The organism is Cognatundibacterium rugosum (assembly GCF_014284365.1).
Lineage (GTDB): Bacteria > Pseudomonadota > Gammaproteobacteria > Burkholderiales > Burkholderiaceae_D > Undibacterium > Undibacterium rugosum.
Window position 1 is genome coordinate 25227 of record NZ_JACOGG010000022.1, and the last position, 16684, is coordinate 41910.

The window sequence follows — 16684 nt, forward strand, 5'->3', positions numbered from 1 at the left end:
CAGTCAAACTGAGCTTCACCGGTTCCAAAATACCCTATGGAAATACTGTTCTTCACTTAGTCTTAAACAATTCATCATTTACAGGTATAGTGTTTTTTCGCCATGTCTGACGTAATACGTTATCTCAGGAGTTGTGCTGATCTATGCCCACATCAACCAAACTGCTTGTATGTCACGAATGTGATCTGATCTCCGCAGTTGTTGTACTTGCCCCTGGTGAGTCTGCCTACTGTCCGCGTTGCGAGGCGAAACTGATCAGGCATTCAGGTGCAACTCCAGAACAGACACTGGCATTGACACTGACTGCGGCCATCCTGTTTGGGATCATGAATCTGTTTCCTTTAATGGCGCTGAACCTGCAGCAAACCAGCAGGGAAGCGACCTTACTGGGTGCTGCTTTAGCGATGTGGGAAAAGGAAATGCACGTCTTATCGTTATTGGTGATGTTGACCACGCTGCTGGTCCCCGCGTTACAAATTGCGTTAGAAATCTATGTCACTGTGTTGGCCTTACGCGGCCAGATGTCTGCACACAAACTGGCTGCGCCGATACTGATTTTGCAGAAAATCCGCCCCTGGAGCATGATAGAAGTGTTCATGCTGGGCTTGCTCGTTTCCCTGGTCAAACTACAGGATTTAGCAGAAATCATCATTGGGCCCGCATTTTGGTCTTGCGCTGGTCTGATCGTCTGTAGTGCCGTCATGAGCAGCATGCTGACTCCGCGCAATTTATGGCTATGGACACAGCGCGGGAGCGAGCATGGCTAATTTGAATCAGAACGAACGCCAGCTGCAGATCAAGGCTGGTAACGGTAGCCAAGCCGGTTATCTGAGCTGCCCGGTCTGTGAGGCATTATGCCAGGTGCAGGCTGGCCCGCATTGTGAGCATTGTGGCGCCCATTTACATCTGCGCGATCCACATTCATTGAGTAAAGCTGCCGCATATCTGATTGCTGCCTACATCCTGTACATACCGGCTAACCTGCTGCCCGTCATGCATACCGAAACCATCTTCGGCGCCGAGGATGACACGATACTGAGCGGCGTGGTGGTGCTGCTGTCGACTGGTTCATGGCCGCTGGCCCTGTTGGTTTTTTTCGCCAGTGTCATGGTGCCGCTACTGAAATTATTTTCGCTCACGCTGTTACTGATCAGCAGCTGGCGCCGTTCGCGCTGGTTACCATTGCCACGCACCCGGCTATTCCGTCTGGTGGAAGCAGTCGGTCGCTGGTCTATGCTGGATATCTATGTGGTGATGGTACTGGTAGCGTTGGTCCAGTTTCAAAGCCTGGCTTCAGTGTATCCGGGTGGCGGCGCTTTCGCTTTTGCTGCTGTGGTGGTACTGACTATGCTGTCAGCACAGCATTTTGATTCACGTTTAATCTGGGATACGATTGAGACCCATCATGAATGAACCTACTCCTGTCGACACACAGGCAAACAATGCCGTTCGCGAGGCGCATGCACTGGTGGTGCGGCCACGGCGCAAATATCCTACTGTGGTCTGGATCATTCCACTGATCGCTGCACTGATAGGCATATGGCTGCTGATACACAATATCACCAGCCGCGGTCCGGTCATCACCATCAGTTTCAAATCGGCGGAAGGTCTGGAAGTCGGCAAAACCAAACTACGTTTCAAGGATGTCGATGTCGGGCAAATCAAAGCGCTAAGTCTGTCGCAAGACAGGAAAAGCGTGATCGTTACAGCGCAACTGATTAAAAGCGCTGCCGATTTATTGTCCAGCGACACCCGCTTCTTTGTGGTACGGCCACGCATTTCGGGTGGCTCTGTGTCAGGATTGAGTACCCTGCTGTCAGGCGCTTACATTAGCGTTGATGCCGGTACCTCACCGGATATGAAAGATGATTTCGACGGTTTGGAAAGTCCACCGCTGGTGACACGTGATTCGGTCGGCAAAGAATTCGTGTTACGCGGTAAGCAAATAGGTTCAATTAACTACGGCTCGCCTATTCTGTTCCGCCACATTAATGCGGGTCACGTAACCAAGTACAGTCTCGATCCCGATGGCAAAGGGGTCACACTAAGGGTGTTTATCAATGCACCGTATGACCAGTATGTGAATGCGGATACACGCTTCTGGCATGCCAGCGGCATGGAGATGACGCTGGATGCGAATGGCGTCAAATTATCGACAGAATCGCTGACCTCGGTGATCGAAGGTGGTCTGGCGTTTCAAAACCGGGATGATGCCATTCCGGATGAAAAGCCTGCATTTGAAGGCAGCGTTTACTCGCTGTTTGACAACCGCGAAGAAGCACTGCGTGCGCCGGATACCCGGGTGCGCAGCTTCGTCATGTATTTTCAGGAATCGTTGCGTGGTCTGAGCAAAGGCGCGCCGGTGGATATGCGTGGCATCGTGATCGGAGAAGTGAAATCTATCGGTGTCGATTTCGGCAGTGATGGGAAGATCCCACGTTTTCCGGTTGAGGTCAGCATTTATCCGGATCGCCTGCGCTCGCGTTTGCGCTCCGGCGCCAATGCACCGGATGATGAAACAATGGCTAAAGAAAAGGCTTTGCTGAACAGTCTGACCACCGCCGGCTTGCGGGCCCAGCAGCGCACCGGCAATCTGCTGACCGGCCAACTGTATATCGCACTGGATTTTTTTCCTGATGCGCCAGCTGCAAAAATAGACTGGCGTAGCGAAGTCCCGGTGCTGCCAACGATAGGAGGTGGATTGGGTGAAATTCAGGATACAGTAGGACGCATCGCCAAGAAAGTCGACCGTCTGCCGCTCGACAAAATGTCTGCGGATTTGCTGACCGCCATCGCGACCTTGAATAAGACGCTGGAGAATACAGAAAAACTCACACGCCGCATAGACAGCGACGTGACGCCTGAACTCACCGCGACCTTAAAAGATGCCCGTACCACACTCAATCACGCCAATTCTATGCTGGCTGAAGGCGCACCTTTACAACAGGATATGCGCGAATCACTGAAGCAAGTAGCGAAGTCCGCACGTGCCTTAGCGAATCTGGCTGATATGCTGGAGCGCCACCCTGAAGCACTTATCTACGGTAAGGAAAAACCTAAAAATGAAAACAAGTAAGTACTGCTTGTGCATCTGCCTGCTTAGCCTGCCCGTCCTGCCTATGCTCAACGGCTGCGCGAGTACCGCCACAGAGCATTTTTATACCCTGAACTATGAGCGTACAACCGCCGTACCCGGTCAGGCCACGGCACCCGCTTACGAAATCCTGCTGGACAGCGTCAAAATTCCGGATGCGATCAACCGGCCCCAATTGGTTGTTCAACTGGAGAGTGGTGAGGTCAGCATGCTCGAGCATCAACGCTGGCTGGCACCCTTGGAGGAACAGATAAGTCTTGCACTGGCTGGTAATCTGCGTGCCAGCTTACCCTCAGCATGGGTCAGCACTGAACCTGCTGAGCAAGCCAAGCTGCCGCGTTTCCGGCTCAGAATAGAAGTGCAGCGTTTATTGCTTATTCCCGGAAAATCAACTGAACTCGATATCAGCTGGGTCTTAACGGATAAGGACAGAAAAGTGCTCAGGCGCCAGCATCAGCTGATGACGGTGCCAGTCGCATCGTCCCAGTATGCCGCGCTGGCCGCCAGCGTATCCGAGGCGATACGCCAGTTGAGCACTGCGATTGCGCTTGATATCAAGGCTTTGCAAGCCAGCTAATGAACAAACAAGGCGGCGCAAAGATTCATTGATTGCTGGTCATTTCCAGTGCTTGTACCCATGCATCGAATTGCGCCGGGCTGACATACGCCAGCGCCAGTGCCGCCTCGCGCAGGCTGCTGCCTTCATGCTGCGCTTTTTTTGCAATGGCAGCGGCCTTGTCATAACCGATGTGACGATTCAAAGCCGTCACTAACATCAGATTGCGTTCCAGGTTACTTTGAATACGATCCAGGTCCGGCGCTATCCCGCTGGCACAGAACTGATCAAATGCTGTGCAGGAATCTGCCAATAAGGCGATGCTCTCCATCACATTGTGTAGCATCACCGGCTTATATACATTGAGCTGAAAATTCCCTTGCGTGCCCGCAAACGCAACAGCGGCATCATTGCCAAACACCTGTACGCAAACCATGGTCAATGCTTCGCACTGGGTGGGATTGACTTTACCCGGCATGATAGAAGAGCCAGGTTCCGTTTCAGGTATGCGCAACTCTCCAATACCACAGCGCGGCCCACTGGACAGCCAGCGTACATCATTCGCCATTTTCATCAGGCCACCGGCCAGCGTTCTGAGCGCCGCCGATACCTGCACCATGGCGTCATGTGCAGACAAGGCAAAGAATTTATTGGACGCAGAGCGAAATGGCTGCCCTGTCAGTTGCGCGATCCGGCTCGCCGCCAGATCACCAAATTGTGGATGCGCATTCAAGCCGGTACCGACAGCCGTACCACCGATTGCCAGATCGTATAAGCCGGGCAAAGCAGCATGCACTGCGGCCAGACCAAAGTCGATTTGTGCCACCCAGGCGCCAATTTCCTGCCCTAAGGTAATCGGTGTCGCATCCTGTAAATGGGTGCGTCCTGTCTTGACCACATCATGGTAATCCCGCGCTTTTTGCGCCAGCGTATTTCGTAATTGCGTCACGGCGGGGAACAGCTGCGAAAACAATTCAGACACCACGGCGATATGCATGGCAGTCGGAAAAGTGTCGTTAGACGATTGTCCGCGATTGACATGATCATTCGGATGCACCGGCTGCTTACTACCCATCACACCACCTGCTAATTCAATGGCGCGATTGGAGATCACCTCATTCGCATTCATATTCGATTGCGTACCTGAGCCAGTCTGAAATACCACTAAAGGAAAGTGCCGGTCCAGCATTCCGGCGATGACTTCATCAGCAGCCTGCATAATCCATACACCCAGCTGTGGTTCCAGCTCCCCGAGTTCCACATTCGCTTCTGCGGCTGCACGCTTGAGTATGCCGAGTGCACGAATGACCGGACGTTGCCAGCGGAAACGCGCCACCCCGATAGGAAAATGATGCACCGAGCGCTCAGTCTGTGCACCCCAGTAACAGTCGGCAGAAACCGCGATACTACCCATGGAGTCGGTTTCGTTTCTCGTCAACGACATACTCATCGTCTGTTCTCCTTCCAGCGTACCGGTCAAGCGAGTAAGCGTAACACAATAATCCCAGCACGCGTTCTTGACTCATTATGCTGACAATAGATCCTGCTTAAATTCCTGAGCGTGCTTAAAGAAGTGCGGTATGACTGGCGTAGCAGTCACACCGCTTTTGACTTTATCTTAGAGCCAAAAAAAATTTTAGATCACTTTAGTCAGTAAACTTTTTGACTAAACGCGACTTCATTATCTGCGCTTTTGCAGTCGCTTCATCCGTCAATTCCAGGCGCTCGCTGTTACGCCAAAATAAAAACTCAAGCTGTAAATCGATAAAATACCGATGTCCTTCTTCCACATTAATGTCGATGGCAGCATTGTCTTTCGTCTTGACATGCAGGCTGTGCTTACCAGGTGTTATATCAAATGCAGCATAGGTATTCACACCTAAAGTTGCAAGCGCCACATCATCTAAAAAAACTTCGCTCTTACTTCTGGGGCGCACAGGAGTCGTCCTATAGATGTAGATCTTTGCGTATCCTTTTTGCGGCGCGTCGAAATTTTTTTCTGCCTCGTCCCGACTGACGGAATCGAGATCAACGGCGACACAATTACGCCATCTTCCCATCGTATGACATGGCACAGTATCAGCATCCCCGGCCGCTGCCAGTTGCGCCACGCTGATCAGGCATCCGAATAACAAACGAGCGAATAATGTTGGTGTCGCTGAAAACATATTATTCCTCTTTTGCTTTTTCTTTGAAATAGGTATAACTCAGCGGCAGCAACAGCAAAGTAAAAAACGTCGCCGATACAATTCCACCGACAATGACCACCGCAAACGGGCGCTGTGTTTCAGAGCCTATGCCATGCGAGAGTGCCGCTGGCAATAAGCCTAGTCCAGCCATCAGTGCTGTCATCAATATGGGTCTCAACCGCGTCACAGCCCCTTCAATTTCACTGGCAAAATCTGAGGCTTTGCTTCTTTCAAATTCCAAAATTTGTTCCAGCATAATTACGCCGTTTTGCACAGAAATACCGGCTACCGCGATAAAACCAACCGCTGCAGATACTGAAAAATGCAAGCCTGCCAGTGCCAGACCAACCACGCCGCCTATCATCGTAAATGGCACCATGACCAGAATAAGCAAGGCCATCCTGACCGATCTGAATGCCCAAAACAGCAGTGCAAAAATCAGGAAAATAGTGATAGGGATAATGATTTCCAATCGTTTCACTGCCCTTTGCTGGTTTTCAAATTGCCCACCCCAGGTGATGTAATAACCCGCTGGCAAGTTGACCTGCGCCGCTACCTTTTGCTGTGCCTCGGCGACAAAACTGCCCTGATCGCGCCCCAGCAAATTGGCCTTCACCGAAGCATTGCGGCCACCTGCCTCACGGCTGATACGACCCGCTCCCTGCCGAATTTCTATCGTTGCCAGATCAGCCAGGTTCATCGTACCCAAGCCGTTCGGTAAGCTAATTTGCAAGCTGCCGATACGATCTATCGAATCGCGGTAGCCCTCTTTCAGACGCAAGGTCACATCGAAGCGCTGGTCACCTTCATAGAAAGTCGATACCGGACTATTGGATAAGGCGGATTTAATCGTGTTATTGACATCAGAGACATTGATACCGAGCCGTGCTATTTTCTGTCGGTCTATCACGATATTGAGCTCAGTCTGGCCACCAATTTTGACACTTTCGACGTCAGCCGAGCCTTGGATGCTCTTCAAAATCGCCGCGATCTGCTCACTTTTCTGGGTCAGAATATCGAGATCCGGGCCAAAGATTTTGACCGCAATTTCACCTTTCACGCCAGACAAAGATTCCTCAACACTGTCCTGTATCACTTGCGAGAAATTGGAAGGTACGCCAGGCAGCGCTGCGATTTTCGCACTCATATTCTCGATCAGGCTCTCTTTGTCCGTAAACTTCCATTGATCATGCGGCTTCAGATCGGCCAGAATTTCCATATTATTCGGCCCTTTCGGATCGGTACCATCGTCTGGTCGGCCCACATGCGACACTACACTGTTGACTTCCGGATAGCTAAGCAAAATCGCACGTACCTGGCGCTCCACTTCTTTAGTTTTTTCCAACGCAGTTGAAGGTGGCAGGCTGATCGTAAGCCAGATATTCCCCTCATCCAGTTTTGGCAAAAATTCGCTACCCAGTCGTGGTGCCAGCACCAAAGTCAACGCCAGCACACAAGAGGAAACGACCATCACCAGCTGTCTTTTATCAGTGGCCCGGTGCAGAATTTCCCGATATTTTTTTTGCAGCCTGTCCATCCAGTGACTATGACGCTCTGCCAGACTGTGTCGCTTCATCGTCAGCGTCAGCAAAGTCGGTATTAAGGTCATGGTCAATATCAAGGCACCCAGCATCGCAAAACTGAGTGTGAGTGCAACTGGCGAAAAGATTTTTCCCTCTACGCGCTGGAAGGTGAAAATCGGGATAAATGCCAGAATAATGATAGCCTTGGCAAACAAAATAGGATGCCCCATCTCGACCACAGTATCTTTTAAGACGTGCTTACGCCAAAGGAACAGGCTTTCGTGGCCCTCGTGCTGTTTCAGTGCCAGCCTGACCATCAGTGCCTCAACCAATACCACGGCGCTGTCGATGATGATGCCGAAATCCACCGCACCAAGCGAAATCAGATTCGCCGGAATGCCACGTATGTCGAGCATAATAAAAGCACACATCAGCGACAGAGGAATCACTGTCACAACGATCAGGGCAGCGCGCCAGTTATTCAAAAACAGGATCAAAATGGTGGTGACCAACACCGCACCGACGATGAGGTTCTCCACCACTGTCATCACCGTGTGTTGCAACAACTCAGTACGGTCATAGATTTTGCGTAGCTTGACGCCCTGAGGTAATTTCGCATTGACTACCTCTATCCGTTTTTTTAATTCCTCAATAATCTTTGCGGCGTTCCCGCCTTTGCTCATCTGTACGATACCAAGCACATAGCTGTCACCCTGGTTATACGCCACGATGCCAGAACGCGGACGGTTACTGATCTCTACATCCGCAACATCTGAAACCAATACAGTCTTACCATTTTTAGAACTGACTATGACACGGCCGATATCGTCTTTACTGTTAAATAAACCTATACCTCTGACGACCAGCGCCTCATCACCACGTTTAATAGTACCGCCGCCGACATTCGAATTATTATTAGCGAGTGCCTGATTCACCTGATCCAGTGTCACTGCATAGCGCTTGAGCAGATTTGGATCGACCTGCACCTGATACTCTTTAATCGTGCCGCCAAAACTCACCACGTCGGCGACACCGCTCACGATGCGCAACTCAGGACGTATCACCCAATCCTGTAAAGCACGGATATCATTTTCAGACATACCGGCCGGTGCTTCGATAATGTAGCGGTAGATTTCACCGACTGCCGTCGTTAACGGCGCGATACTTGCCTGCACCCCTGCCGGCAGCGATACGCCTTGCAATTTCTCCATCACCTGCTGGCGTGCAAAATAGTCGTCTGTACCGTCTTTAAATGTCAAGGTCACGACCGACAATCCTGTAATGGATACAGAACGTACCTGCGTCTGTCCGGGTACACCGCTCATTTCGCGCTCTATCGGTAAGGTCACAGAACGTTCCACTTCTTCTGCCGCCTGTCCGGGAAATTGCGTAACAATCTGTACCTGGACATCCTGCACATCCGGGAAAGCTTCTATCGGCAAATTCGAGAGGGAACGGTAACCAAAGATGATTAATGCCAGTGTCAGTACCAGCACAAACACGCGCTGGGTTAACACAAAATCGACAAATTTATTGAGCATGAGCAGACACCTCCGCGTTCAGCAATAAGGCACCTTCCGTGACGATACGTAAGCCCGTCAAAGGCGCAGCGTCTGCATAGCTGTAGCTCACGCCTTTACGGATGACAGTGACGCGTTTTTTCTCAAACTCACCGTCCTTCTTTTCTATGTAGACGTAGCTGTACATACCCTCCGATACCAGGCTGGTATTCGGTATTTTGGCGACTTTCTGTTCGCTTTCAGATAAGAAGGCAACACGTGCAAACATTTCCGGGCGCAGCTTATTTTCTTTGTTATCGATTACTCCACGCACCTGAATGCGACGGGTATTCGGATCCAGCGCCAGCCCGATGCGATCCACAGTCGCTTCAAACAGCTGATCCGGATAGGCATCCAGTTCCACGGTCATTTTCTGTCCCGCTTTGACAGATTGCAGATATTTTTCCGGTACATCAATCAACACCCACAGACGCCGTAAGTCAGAAATGACGAATAAAGGCAAAGGCGCGTCCGGGCGTACTTCCGTGCCGGGATTAATTTGCTTATCGGTGATGACACCAGCTATCGGTGCCCGTAACGCAAATTGTCCCTTTTCATTTCCAACCGAATTCAGATTCCGCATGCGCAGGCTGCTGCGTTGGGTCTCAGCCTGAGCCTGTCTGAAATCTGCTTCCGCATTTTCCATGTCCTTACGTGCCAGCACCTCGTGCTCAAACAACAGCTTGCTACGCTCAAAACTCAGTTTTTTTCTTTGTTCATCCGCTTTAGCCTTGCTCCAGTCAGCTTCTGCGGTGGCCAGATCGGGTGAATCGATCTCAGCCAACGCACGGTTTTTTACAACGCTGTCACCCACCTCGACCGCGGAGGACAACACCCGCCCCAAGACTGGCGAGCTGACTCTGGCAGTTACTGTTTCATCATAGGCAAGCTTGGCATTCATCGCGTCGGCCAGCGGCATACTGACTATGTCCACAGCTGCGACTTTAATAGAAGATAATTGTGGTGCGTTCTTGAGATAGCTGATACGTCCGGTCTCCGGTTTCGGTGCCGGTTCATCCTTCTTTTTTTCGGTGGAACCAACTGCGCCTACGTAAAAAAAGGTGATGGCGGAGAGCGCAGCAATGCCTGCGCTGATAAGGATTTTTTTCTTGTTCATCATGGTGTAGTCACTTCCTGAATACTGATACGTAAGGCGCTGAGTGCTTTGGCATAGTCAGCCTGAGCATTGATGGCATCCAATTCTGTGGTGCGGTAAATGCGTCTGGCATCCAGCAAATCGGTGACACCGATGGCACCATTTTTAAATGCAAATTCAGCAGCACTGGCTGACTGTCTTGCTGCCTGCAATAATTCCTGTTGAAAGCGCTGTACTTTTTCCTGCGCTGAACGCGCCGACTCTTGTATGTTCAACAGCTCAAATCTGGCGTTTTCTTTGGTCTTTTCGAGTATCTCGCGCGCGCTGTCTACGTTCTTTTCAGCCAGACTGATCTCGCCCTGATAGGCATAACGTGCAAATAAAGGTATCTGTACCGATATGCCAAAGCTGTTACCTGAGCCCAGTGTATTTGTCGGACTGACCGGATAATGCTCGAACTGCAGACCGACTGACACATCTCTGGTTTTCGCGGCCAACGCGAGCTGGCGCGCCGATAATGCGGCATCGAGCCTGGCCTGAGCAGACTTCACATCTGCCCTTTGCGCAATCAGAGGACGAATGTCCGCGTAGAGCAATTGCGCATCAGCAGCAGCTATGTCTGCCCAAGCATCTATCGCCCTCAGGTCAGATGGAGCTGACTGCGCGCTGAGTAAGCTCAGCAAGCTGCTCTGCGCCTGAAATAAGTCATTCGCAGCCTGGCGTGCATCGTTCTCAGCGCGCATTGCGTCTACCTTGACCCTGGCTGCATCTGCACCCGCAATGTCACCGGTTTTTTTTCGCAAATCCGCCGTGCTTAACGTCGTTCTGAAAATGGATCTGAGCTCGTTTGCAATGCTGAACTTGCCTTGTGCCGCCATCAAATCGAAATAGGCGAAACTGGTCGCCAGACGGAGTTGCCGGAGCTGCCCTTCGTTATCGAATTTCGCGGAAGTTTCCAGATGCGTGGCGCCCTGCAAGCGCAGATCCCGTTTGCCACCGCGTTCTATCAACTGGTCGATACGGAAAGTGGTATCGACTGTTTTATCACGCAATGTCCCTGCTCCGATACCGAGCTTAGGATTCATACCCGCAGTCTGTATGGTGAGCGTAGGATTGGGTGCAGCACCCGCGATGATTTTTGCAGCAGCAGCGCTGTCGATTGCAATCTGGCTCAGTTTAAGATCCCGATTTGCAGCCAGCGCGATTTTCAGCGCCTGTGCCAGGCTAAGTTGTGATAGCACGGTATCCGGTTTCGCGTTGATATCAGACGCGGTCAAGGGTGCAGCTATGTCGGGGATGACCGCGGCATACGCAGCAGGCATGGTCAGCACAGAGGAAAGCAGCAACGTTGGATACAATAATAAGGTGCTGTGCGGCCTGAGCCGCTGAGGGATAGTTGTCATAGGTCCAGCCATTGAGCATCAATTAACCTACTCAGTGTGCAGGACTTAGCTGTCAGTTACGTGACAGCCAGCTGACAAAATGCTGACAAACGCAAATTTATTGCGGCTGAAGCGGAGGAAATAAGAGTGTGAAAACCGTCCCCCCATGCGCCGCATCATTGACTTCTATGCTGGCGTCATGATCTTTCGCAATATCGGAAACGATGGACAAGCCCAGGCCATTTCCATTAGAGCGCTGTGTACCGGTGGCTGGAAGGGATTCGGTGATTCTGTATCTGCGTTGAAAAATCAGTTCGCGTTCCGCTTTAGGAATACCGGGCCCACTATCCTCCACTGAGAAAATGCCGCTGTGACCTTGCTGTTCATAACACCTGACCGTGACTACGCCATGTTGCGGTGTATAGGCGATGGCGTTGTCGATGATGTTCTCTATCAAATCACGCAATAAGAAAGCGTCGCCGGAGATAGTTACTGGCTGCAAATCGAAACCCAGATCTATATTTTTTCTGTCAGCAGTAATGATCAATGCATGAATACTGTCAGCAATGATTTTATCGAGTCTGACCGGCGCCAGGCGCTTGCGCTCAAAGGTATTTGGCTCAGCACGGGCTAAGGCTAACAGCTGGTTGATCTGCCGTATCATGCGCTCAGCAGAAATCATCATTAGTTCTGTTGAGCGCGCAGTCTCAGAATCAGCGCGGTACCGACCCTGCATCCATTCTATCTGCGCTTTCATGCCCGCCAGCGGGGTGCGCAACTGATGAGCGATATTGGCTAAAAATTCTTGTTGCTCTGATGCGCCAGTCTCAATTTTGCGCAGCAAGCGGTTAATCGCGTTGATCACAGCCGCCAGTTCCAATGCATTCTGGTCTTCCTGAATTGGCGACAACTCATCATAACTGCGTCTGTTGAGATCCTGCTGCAGAATTTTCAAGGGCGCCAGTCCGCGTGTAACCGCCAGCCACACCACGGCAACCAGACACAAAGTCAGTGCACTTTCTAATAGCAATAGCGCGATCAGGATATGAGATTGAATCGCATTCCGTTTGCTCAGGGTCTCGGCAACATTAATAATGACGGGCTCACCATCCACCATAAACCGTATACTGACGATGCGTATCTCCTCACCACGCATACGCCCATGAGAAAAAACAGGCTCATCCAGTTTAGATGGCGTACCGGTCACAGGAAAATCTTTGTCTCCGGCCAGCGTGTGACCATCGAGTTTGCGAATGGCAAAATAGACGATATTAAAGTGATCGACTCGTAATACCTGTTCGACTGGCAAAGGCAGATCGACATCCACCTGATCTGAGATTTTTTTTAATCGCGTACTCAGCGCCCAGCCTGTATCTGCCAGGCTTTGATCAAAGGCAGTTTGCGCCGGCGTCCAGGCCAGCCAGTAGACCAAACCTGCACCGACTGTATTGACCAGCAATAATGGAGCGATCAGCCAGATCAGTAAGCTTTTGCGTATGCTCAGGCGGCGTGATGGCATCAAAGCTCCTTTTCTTCTTCGAGCATATAACCAAAACCACGGATAGTCCTGATCGTGATTTTTGCATTATTCAGCTTGAGTCTGAGTCGCGACACATAGACTTCAATCGCGTTAAGCGTTATGTCTTCACCATACGGCAGGATGGCATCGATAATTTGCTGCTTGGAGACGACCTGCGATTCATGCTGCAACAGATAAGCCAGAATATTCCATTCCCGCACCGACAAGTCGACCACGTTGTCACGGATAGAGACACGCTTAGTCTGTGGGTCCATCAGCAAATGTCCCAGCCTCACTTCATTGGAGCGCGGGGCACTGCGCCTGACCAGTGCCTTCAGGCGTGCCACCAGCTCCAGCGTGGAGAATGGCTTGACCAGATAATCATCGGCCCCCAGTTCAAAACCACGTACCCGGTCAGAAATCCCGTCTCTTGCAGTGAGCAGCAACACCGGAATCTGATTGTGATTACCACGCAGACGACGCAGTATCTCCAGCCCCTCAATATCAGGTAAGCCTATATCCAGCACTATCGCTGAAAAGTGTTGACGTGGTATCAGATATTCCGCATCGTTTCCTGTATGTGCGACATCCACCAGCATACCCTGCCCGCGCAGCATCTGAGACACACCCTCAGCCAGAACTTTATCGTCTTCTACTAGCAGTATGTGCATATTGAATTTTGAGATTGAAGATACTGATTAAGAATAAGAGCGAAGCTTATCAGTCCGCAGCCTGCTTTGTCATCGCAGCATCTGCATGAACGACGATGCCAAGCAGAATGGAGCTTCATAGCTGCGTGCACAGAGCCCGACATTTCTCGCTCTGCCTGACTCTGTTCGCTGCTGGCCAGGTACATCACTCCATCGTACTTGGACTCCAGAAGGCTTGCTTCACTTCCGGCCGGTCTGCTATTTTACTGAGTATCTGATCTAACTCTTCTGAGTTGACAGAGGTAGAGGTCAGGATGGCTTCAATTTCGATATCGTCATTACCAAAGGCATGCACTTCCAGATCGCGGATAGGATAATTCGCCAGTTCCAGCTCTCTGGAAAGCATCGCCAAGACCAGTTTCTGAAAAGGTTTGGCCGCAATCACATAAACTGTATTCGTGACCTCCACATCCTCCCCCTCAATAGGACGACGGTTAATCCGGTTGACGATAGGCCTGAGCAAAGTATTGGCCGCCAGCACAAAGACCGTCGCGGCAAACGCTTCCAGTATCAGGTCAGCACCGGCTGCAGCACCTACAGCAGCGGAACCCCAAAGTGTCGCTGCCGTATTTAAGCCACGCACATTGCCATCTTCACGCATAATCGCACCGGCGCCCAGGAATCCTATACCCGAAACCACATAGGCGATGACATGCACTGCGCCGGCATGACCTTCTAAGCGGTTAGCCATGTCGACAAAAACGGCAGCACCTACCGCGACCAGCACATTGGTGCGCAAGCCGGCAGTACGTTGCCGGTATTGGCGCTCATATCCAATCAGCCCGCCAAGCACAAACGCGGCCCCCAGGCTGATCAGCGTATCTAAAAAAGAATGAAAATTGATATTTTGAATTGCTTCCATCTTGAACTCCCTGATTGATGGGTATCGCCGTCTGAAGGCGCACACACGAAGCGAACCCCGGACTTGTTTTATTCAGGCTGTATTGCACCTGCACGCTGACAACTCAGCGTGCAGGTGCAGTCGTATAGGGAAACCGGCCCACGGTCACGGTTAACCGAAAATTTTTCTATCGTGAACACCAGATTATTAGCACTCGTGTTCACAGCAAACTGCTTCATCGCGTCCCCCAGCTGGCTGGGCTCACCGCTCAGTGCCACTACCTGACGAGGAAGGGCACGTGGCACGCAGGTAAGGGTGGTGGTGATGATCAACTCTGCGTATTCAGAGCGCAGACCTTCGATGTGATAACCAGCACAGACAACAGACTGCAGACGAAGTCAGCCGACACGTGCCATATATTAAACGAAGGAAGGTTCGACGAGAGTCGTTGGTGACCACAGCCAGTCTCATAGCTGTGGCAGGCAGATAACTGCGGAGCTTATGCGGAGATGGCTGGGGTAAAACCCCAAGTTAGCAAGTAAAGACTGCAACTGTCCAAAATCATAGCTCCTATTTTTTCGATAGGCCGGATTGTATTTTTGATTTTGCACCCATGTCAAGAACAAGATTACTTGTGCGGTGATGACCTGCCGACCAAGACTCATTGGTCGGGAGATCAATACATTGATGCGCTACGATTTTCATAAAAAAATCAATTTCCACAACATCATGCGCTGTATGATGCGACAGGAATTCGATACGCGTTTCGAGACCGCGAACCAGTTTCGTTCTAGCGCCGGCTGCAAACCTACCTGTTAATCGACTTGAAAGTGATATGAAAAGTTGATTGCCTTGGCAGATACAGCACAACACCTCAACAACTCACTTTATGACGTCTATTGATTCACAGTCTACCCGGCTCCCCGCGCTGGACACATTGCGCGCACTTGCCATCGTCCTGGTATTGATGTCGCACTACAATGGATTTGTCAGCTACGAGTCCACCTTTGGCGTCATCGGTAACATCGGCTGGGCCGGTGTCGATCTGTTTTTTGTACTCAGCGGCTATCTCATTGGCAATCAGCTGCTTGCGCCTGCCGCACGTGGTGAGCGCTTGGAGTTACGGACATTCTTCGCGCGCCGCCTGCTGCGTACGCTGCCAAACTACTATGCCATACTGGCCGTTTACCTGCTGCTGCCAGACAGTCCGATTGCAGGAAAGAGCGTCGCTCCGGTATGGCGGTTTATCACGTTCACACAAAATTTCGGCTTGAATTATGGTGAAACATTCACCCACTCATGGTCACTGTGTATTGAGGAGCAGTTCTACCTGGTGCTGCCATTGGCAGTGCTTGCACTGGTAGGCAGCAGACGCTCGCCTCGCCTGCTCTGGGTCGCCCTTTTTGCAGCCATCGCAGCCGGGATGACTGCCCGCGGTGTCGCGTTCATGAATGGCAAGGATGTATTCTCTGCGCCGGTGTACTACTCCAGCTTCTGCCGTTTCGACGAATTGCTACCGGGCGTCGCACTTGCCATGCTGAAGAATTTCCATCCAGCCCATTTCTCAAGCTTGCTGCGCTACGGGAACGCGCTGTTGGTAGCGGGCCTGCTTGCGGCGGCTGGGGCGCTCTATGGTGTCATGAACGAAGCGCCGACTGCCTTCCTAGCATCGACGTTCGGCTTCTCACTGGTCGCTGCCAGCTTCGCCCTCATCACCTGTTCGGCGCTTAGTCCATCCTCAATACTGAACCGCCTGCGCATTCCGGGTACAAGCAGCCTGGCGCTATGGTCATACGCCGTGTACCTGGCGCATAAACCGGTATTCATGGCGCTGCGCCCTGAATTGCAAAGCCTAGGTATAGATCCAGGCAGACCGCTCACCATCATTCTGGTCATGGCTGCCGGCGTTTTGGGGGGCTGGCTACTGTTCCGATTGGTAGAAACGCCGTTTATGCAATGGCGGGCACGCCTCTATCGTAAGCGCGAATTTCCCCGCACATAGCGCAAGAACTTAAAGAAGAGGAACATAGGTGTCCACTTATGGAGGTGGACACCTATGCAAGAGAATTGGAATGAGTCAGCGTTGCGCCTGATCGTTACCGGCACCCGACGTGATGGCCGGCGGCGCTATGACCGGCAATCGAAACAAGCTCTGGTCAAGGCGTGCCTGCAGCCTGGCGTATCGTTGGCGGGCATGGCACTCAAACACGGCGTG

The 16684-nt window shown here is 51.5% G+C and carries 14 protein-coding genes; 5 read left to right on the forward strand and 9 right to left on the reverse strand.

The window, feature by feature from the left end; genetic code table 11:
* The first annotated feature begins 143 nt into the window (after positions 1-143).
* The 4 genes from H8K47_RS15900 to H8K47_RS15915 are packed head-to-tail and all read left to right on the forward strand — an operon-like array spanning position 144 to position 3671.
* A complete protein-coding gene (locus H8K47_RS15900) occupies positions 144-767 on the forward strand; it encodes a paraquat-inducible protein A (protein ID WP_186882380.1) in 624 nt (207 codons plus the stop codon).
* A gap of 28 nt (positions 768-795) precedes the next feature.
* A complete protein-coding gene (locus H8K47_RS15905) occupies positions 796-1413 on the forward strand; it encodes a paraquat-inducible protein A (RefSeq protein WP_408057907.1) in 618 nt (205 codons plus the stop codon).
* Positions 1406-3076, forward strand: a complete 1671-nt coding sequence (locus H8K47_RS15910) for a PqiB family protein (protein ID WP_186882382.1) — start codon at positions 1406-1408, stop codon at positions 3074-3076. Before H8K47_RS15905 ends, H8K47_RS15910 begins: the two co-directional genes overlap by 8 nt.
* Positions 3063-3671 carry a PqiC family protein gene (locus H8K47_RS15915; protein WP_186882383.1) on the forward strand — a complete coding sequence of 203 codons (609 nt, stop codon included), beginning with the start codon at positions 3063-3065 and terminating at the stop codon, positions 3669-3671. The genes H8K47_RS15910 and H8K47_RS15915 overlap by 14 nt, the downstream gene beginning before the upstream one ends.
* A gap of 25 nt (positions 3672-3696) precedes the next feature.
* On the opposite strand, the gene fumC is transcribed toward H8K47_RS15915, so the two are convergent.
* From fumC to H8K47_RS15960, 9 genes are all read right to left on the reverse strand, one after another.
* Complete coding sequence (gene fumC, locus H8K47_RS15920; protein WP_186882384.1) at positions 3697-5094, reverse strand: class II fumarate hydratase; 1398 nt, start codon at positions 5092-5094, stop codon at positions 3697-3699.
* A gap of 202 nt (positions 5095-5296) precedes the next feature.
* The gene (locus tag H8K47_RS15925) at positions 5297-5818 is read right to left on the reverse strand and encodes a DUF2846 domain-containing protein (protein ID WP_186882385.1); all 522 of its coding nucleotides are present in this window, start codon (positions 5816-5818) and stop codon (positions 5297-5299) included.
* Position 5819: 1 nt separating this feature from the next.
* Positions 5820-8903: an efflux RND transporter permease subunit gene (locus H8K47_RS15930; protein ID WP_186882386.1), complete on the reverse strand. Its 3084-nt coding sequence runs from the start codon at positions 8901-8903 to the stop codon at positions 5820-5822.
* Positions 8893-10041: an efflux RND transporter periplasmic adaptor subunit gene (locus H8K47_RS15935; protein WP_186882387.1), complete on the reverse strand. Its 1149-nt coding sequence runs from the start codon at positions 10039-10041 to the stop codon at positions 8893-8895. Before H8K47_RS15935 ends, H8K47_RS15930 begins: the two co-directional genes overlap by 11 nt.
* A complete protein-coding gene (locus tag H8K47_RS15940; RefSeq protein ID WP_186882388.1) occupies positions 10038-11420 on the reverse strand; it encodes a TolC family protein in 1383 nt (460 codons plus the stop codon). The genes H8K47_RS15935 and H8K47_RS15940 overlap by 4 nt, the downstream gene beginning before the upstream one ends.
* A gap of 97 nt (positions 11421-11517) precedes the next feature.
* Positions 11518-12918, reverse strand: coding sequence for a sensor histidine kinase (locus H8K47_RS15945; protein WP_186882389.1), 1401 nt, complete (start codon positions 12916-12918; stop codon positions 11518-11520).
* Positions 12918-13589 (reverse strand): response regulator transcription factor, encoded by a 672-nt coding sequence (locus H8K47_RS15950; protein WP_186882390.1) that lies wholly within the window; start codon positions 13587-13589, stop codon positions 12918-12920. Before H8K47_RS15950 ends, H8K47_RS15945 begins: the two co-directional genes overlap by 1 nt.
* A 184-nt stretch (positions 13590-13773) precedes the next feature.
* Complete coding sequence (locus tag H8K47_RS15955; RefSeq protein ID WP_186882391.1) at positions 13774-14490, reverse strand: MgtC/SapB family protein; 717 nt, start codon at positions 14488-14490, stop codon at positions 13774-13776.
* A 68-nt stretch (positions 14491-14558) separates the two neighbouring features.
* Positions 14559-14801 (reverse strand): hypothetical protein, encoded by a 243-nt coding sequence (locus H8K47_RS15960; protein ID WP_186882392.1) that lies wholly within the window; start codon positions 14799-14801, stop codon positions 14559-14561.
* A 557-nt stretch (positions 14802-15358) separates the two neighbouring features.
* Here H8K47_RS15960 and H8K47_RS15965 point away from each other — a divergent pair.
* Positions 15359-16471 (forward strand): acyltransferase family protein, encoded by a 1113-nt coding sequence (locus H8K47_RS15965; RefSeq protein ID WP_186882393.1) that lies wholly within the window; start codon positions 15359-15361, stop codon positions 16469-16471.
* The last annotated feature ends 213 nt before the right edge of the window (positions 16472-16684 follow it).

What these genes read in the sequence shown, in the direction of transcription:
- H8K47_RS15965 (WP_186882393.1), top strand. Translation starts at nt 15,359, where the DNA reads ATGACGTCTATTGATTCACAGTCTACCCGGCTCCCCGCGCTGGACACA.
- H8K47_RS15915 (WP_186882383.1), top strand. Translation starts at nt 3,063, where the DNA reads ATGAAAACAAGTAAGTACTGCTTGTGCATCTGCCTGCTTAGCCTGCCC.
- H8K47_RS15930 (WP_186882386.1), bottom strand. Translation starts at nt 8,903, where the DNA reads ATGCTCAATAAATTTGTCGATTTTGTGTTAACCCAGCGCGTGTTTGTG.
- H8K47_RS15925 (WP_186882385.1), bottom strand. Translation starts at nt 5,818, where the DNA reads ATGTTTTCAGCGACACCAACATTATTCGCTCGTTTGTTATTCGGATGC.
- H8K47_RS15950 (WP_186882390.1), bottom strand. Translation starts at nt 13,589, where the DNA reads ATGCACATACTGCTAGTAGAAGACGATAAAGTTCTGGCTGAGGGTGTG.
- fumC (WP_186882384.1), bottom strand. Translation starts at nt 5,094, where the DNA reads ATGTCGTTGACGAGAAACGAAACCGACTCCATGGGTAGTATCGCGGTT.
- H8K47_RS15900 (WP_186882380.1), top strand. Translation starts at nt 144, where the DNA reads ATGCCCACATCAACCAAACTGCTTGTATGTCACGAATGTGATCTGATC.
- H8K47_RS15955 (WP_186882391.1), bottom strand. Translation starts at nt 14,490, where the DNA reads ATGGAAGCAATTCAAAATATCAATTTTCATTCTTTTTTAGATACGCTG.
- H8K47_RS15935 (WP_186882387.1), bottom strand. Translation starts at nt 10,041, where the DNA reads ATGATGAACAAGAAAAAAATCCTTATCAGCGCAGGCATTGCTGCGCTC.
- H8K47_RS15910 (WP_186882382.1), top strand. Translation starts at nt 1,406, where the DNA reads ATGAATGAACCTACTCCTGTCGACACACAGGCAAACAATGCCGTTCGC.
- H8K47_RS15945 (WP_186882389.1), bottom strand. Translation starts at nt 12,918, where the DNA reads ATGCCATCACGCCGCCTGAGCATACGCAAAAGCTTACTGATCTGGCTG.
- H8K47_RS15940 (WP_186882388.1), bottom strand. Translation starts at nt 11,420, where the DNA reads ATGACAACTATCCCTCAGCGGCTCAGGCCGCACAGCACCTTATTATTG.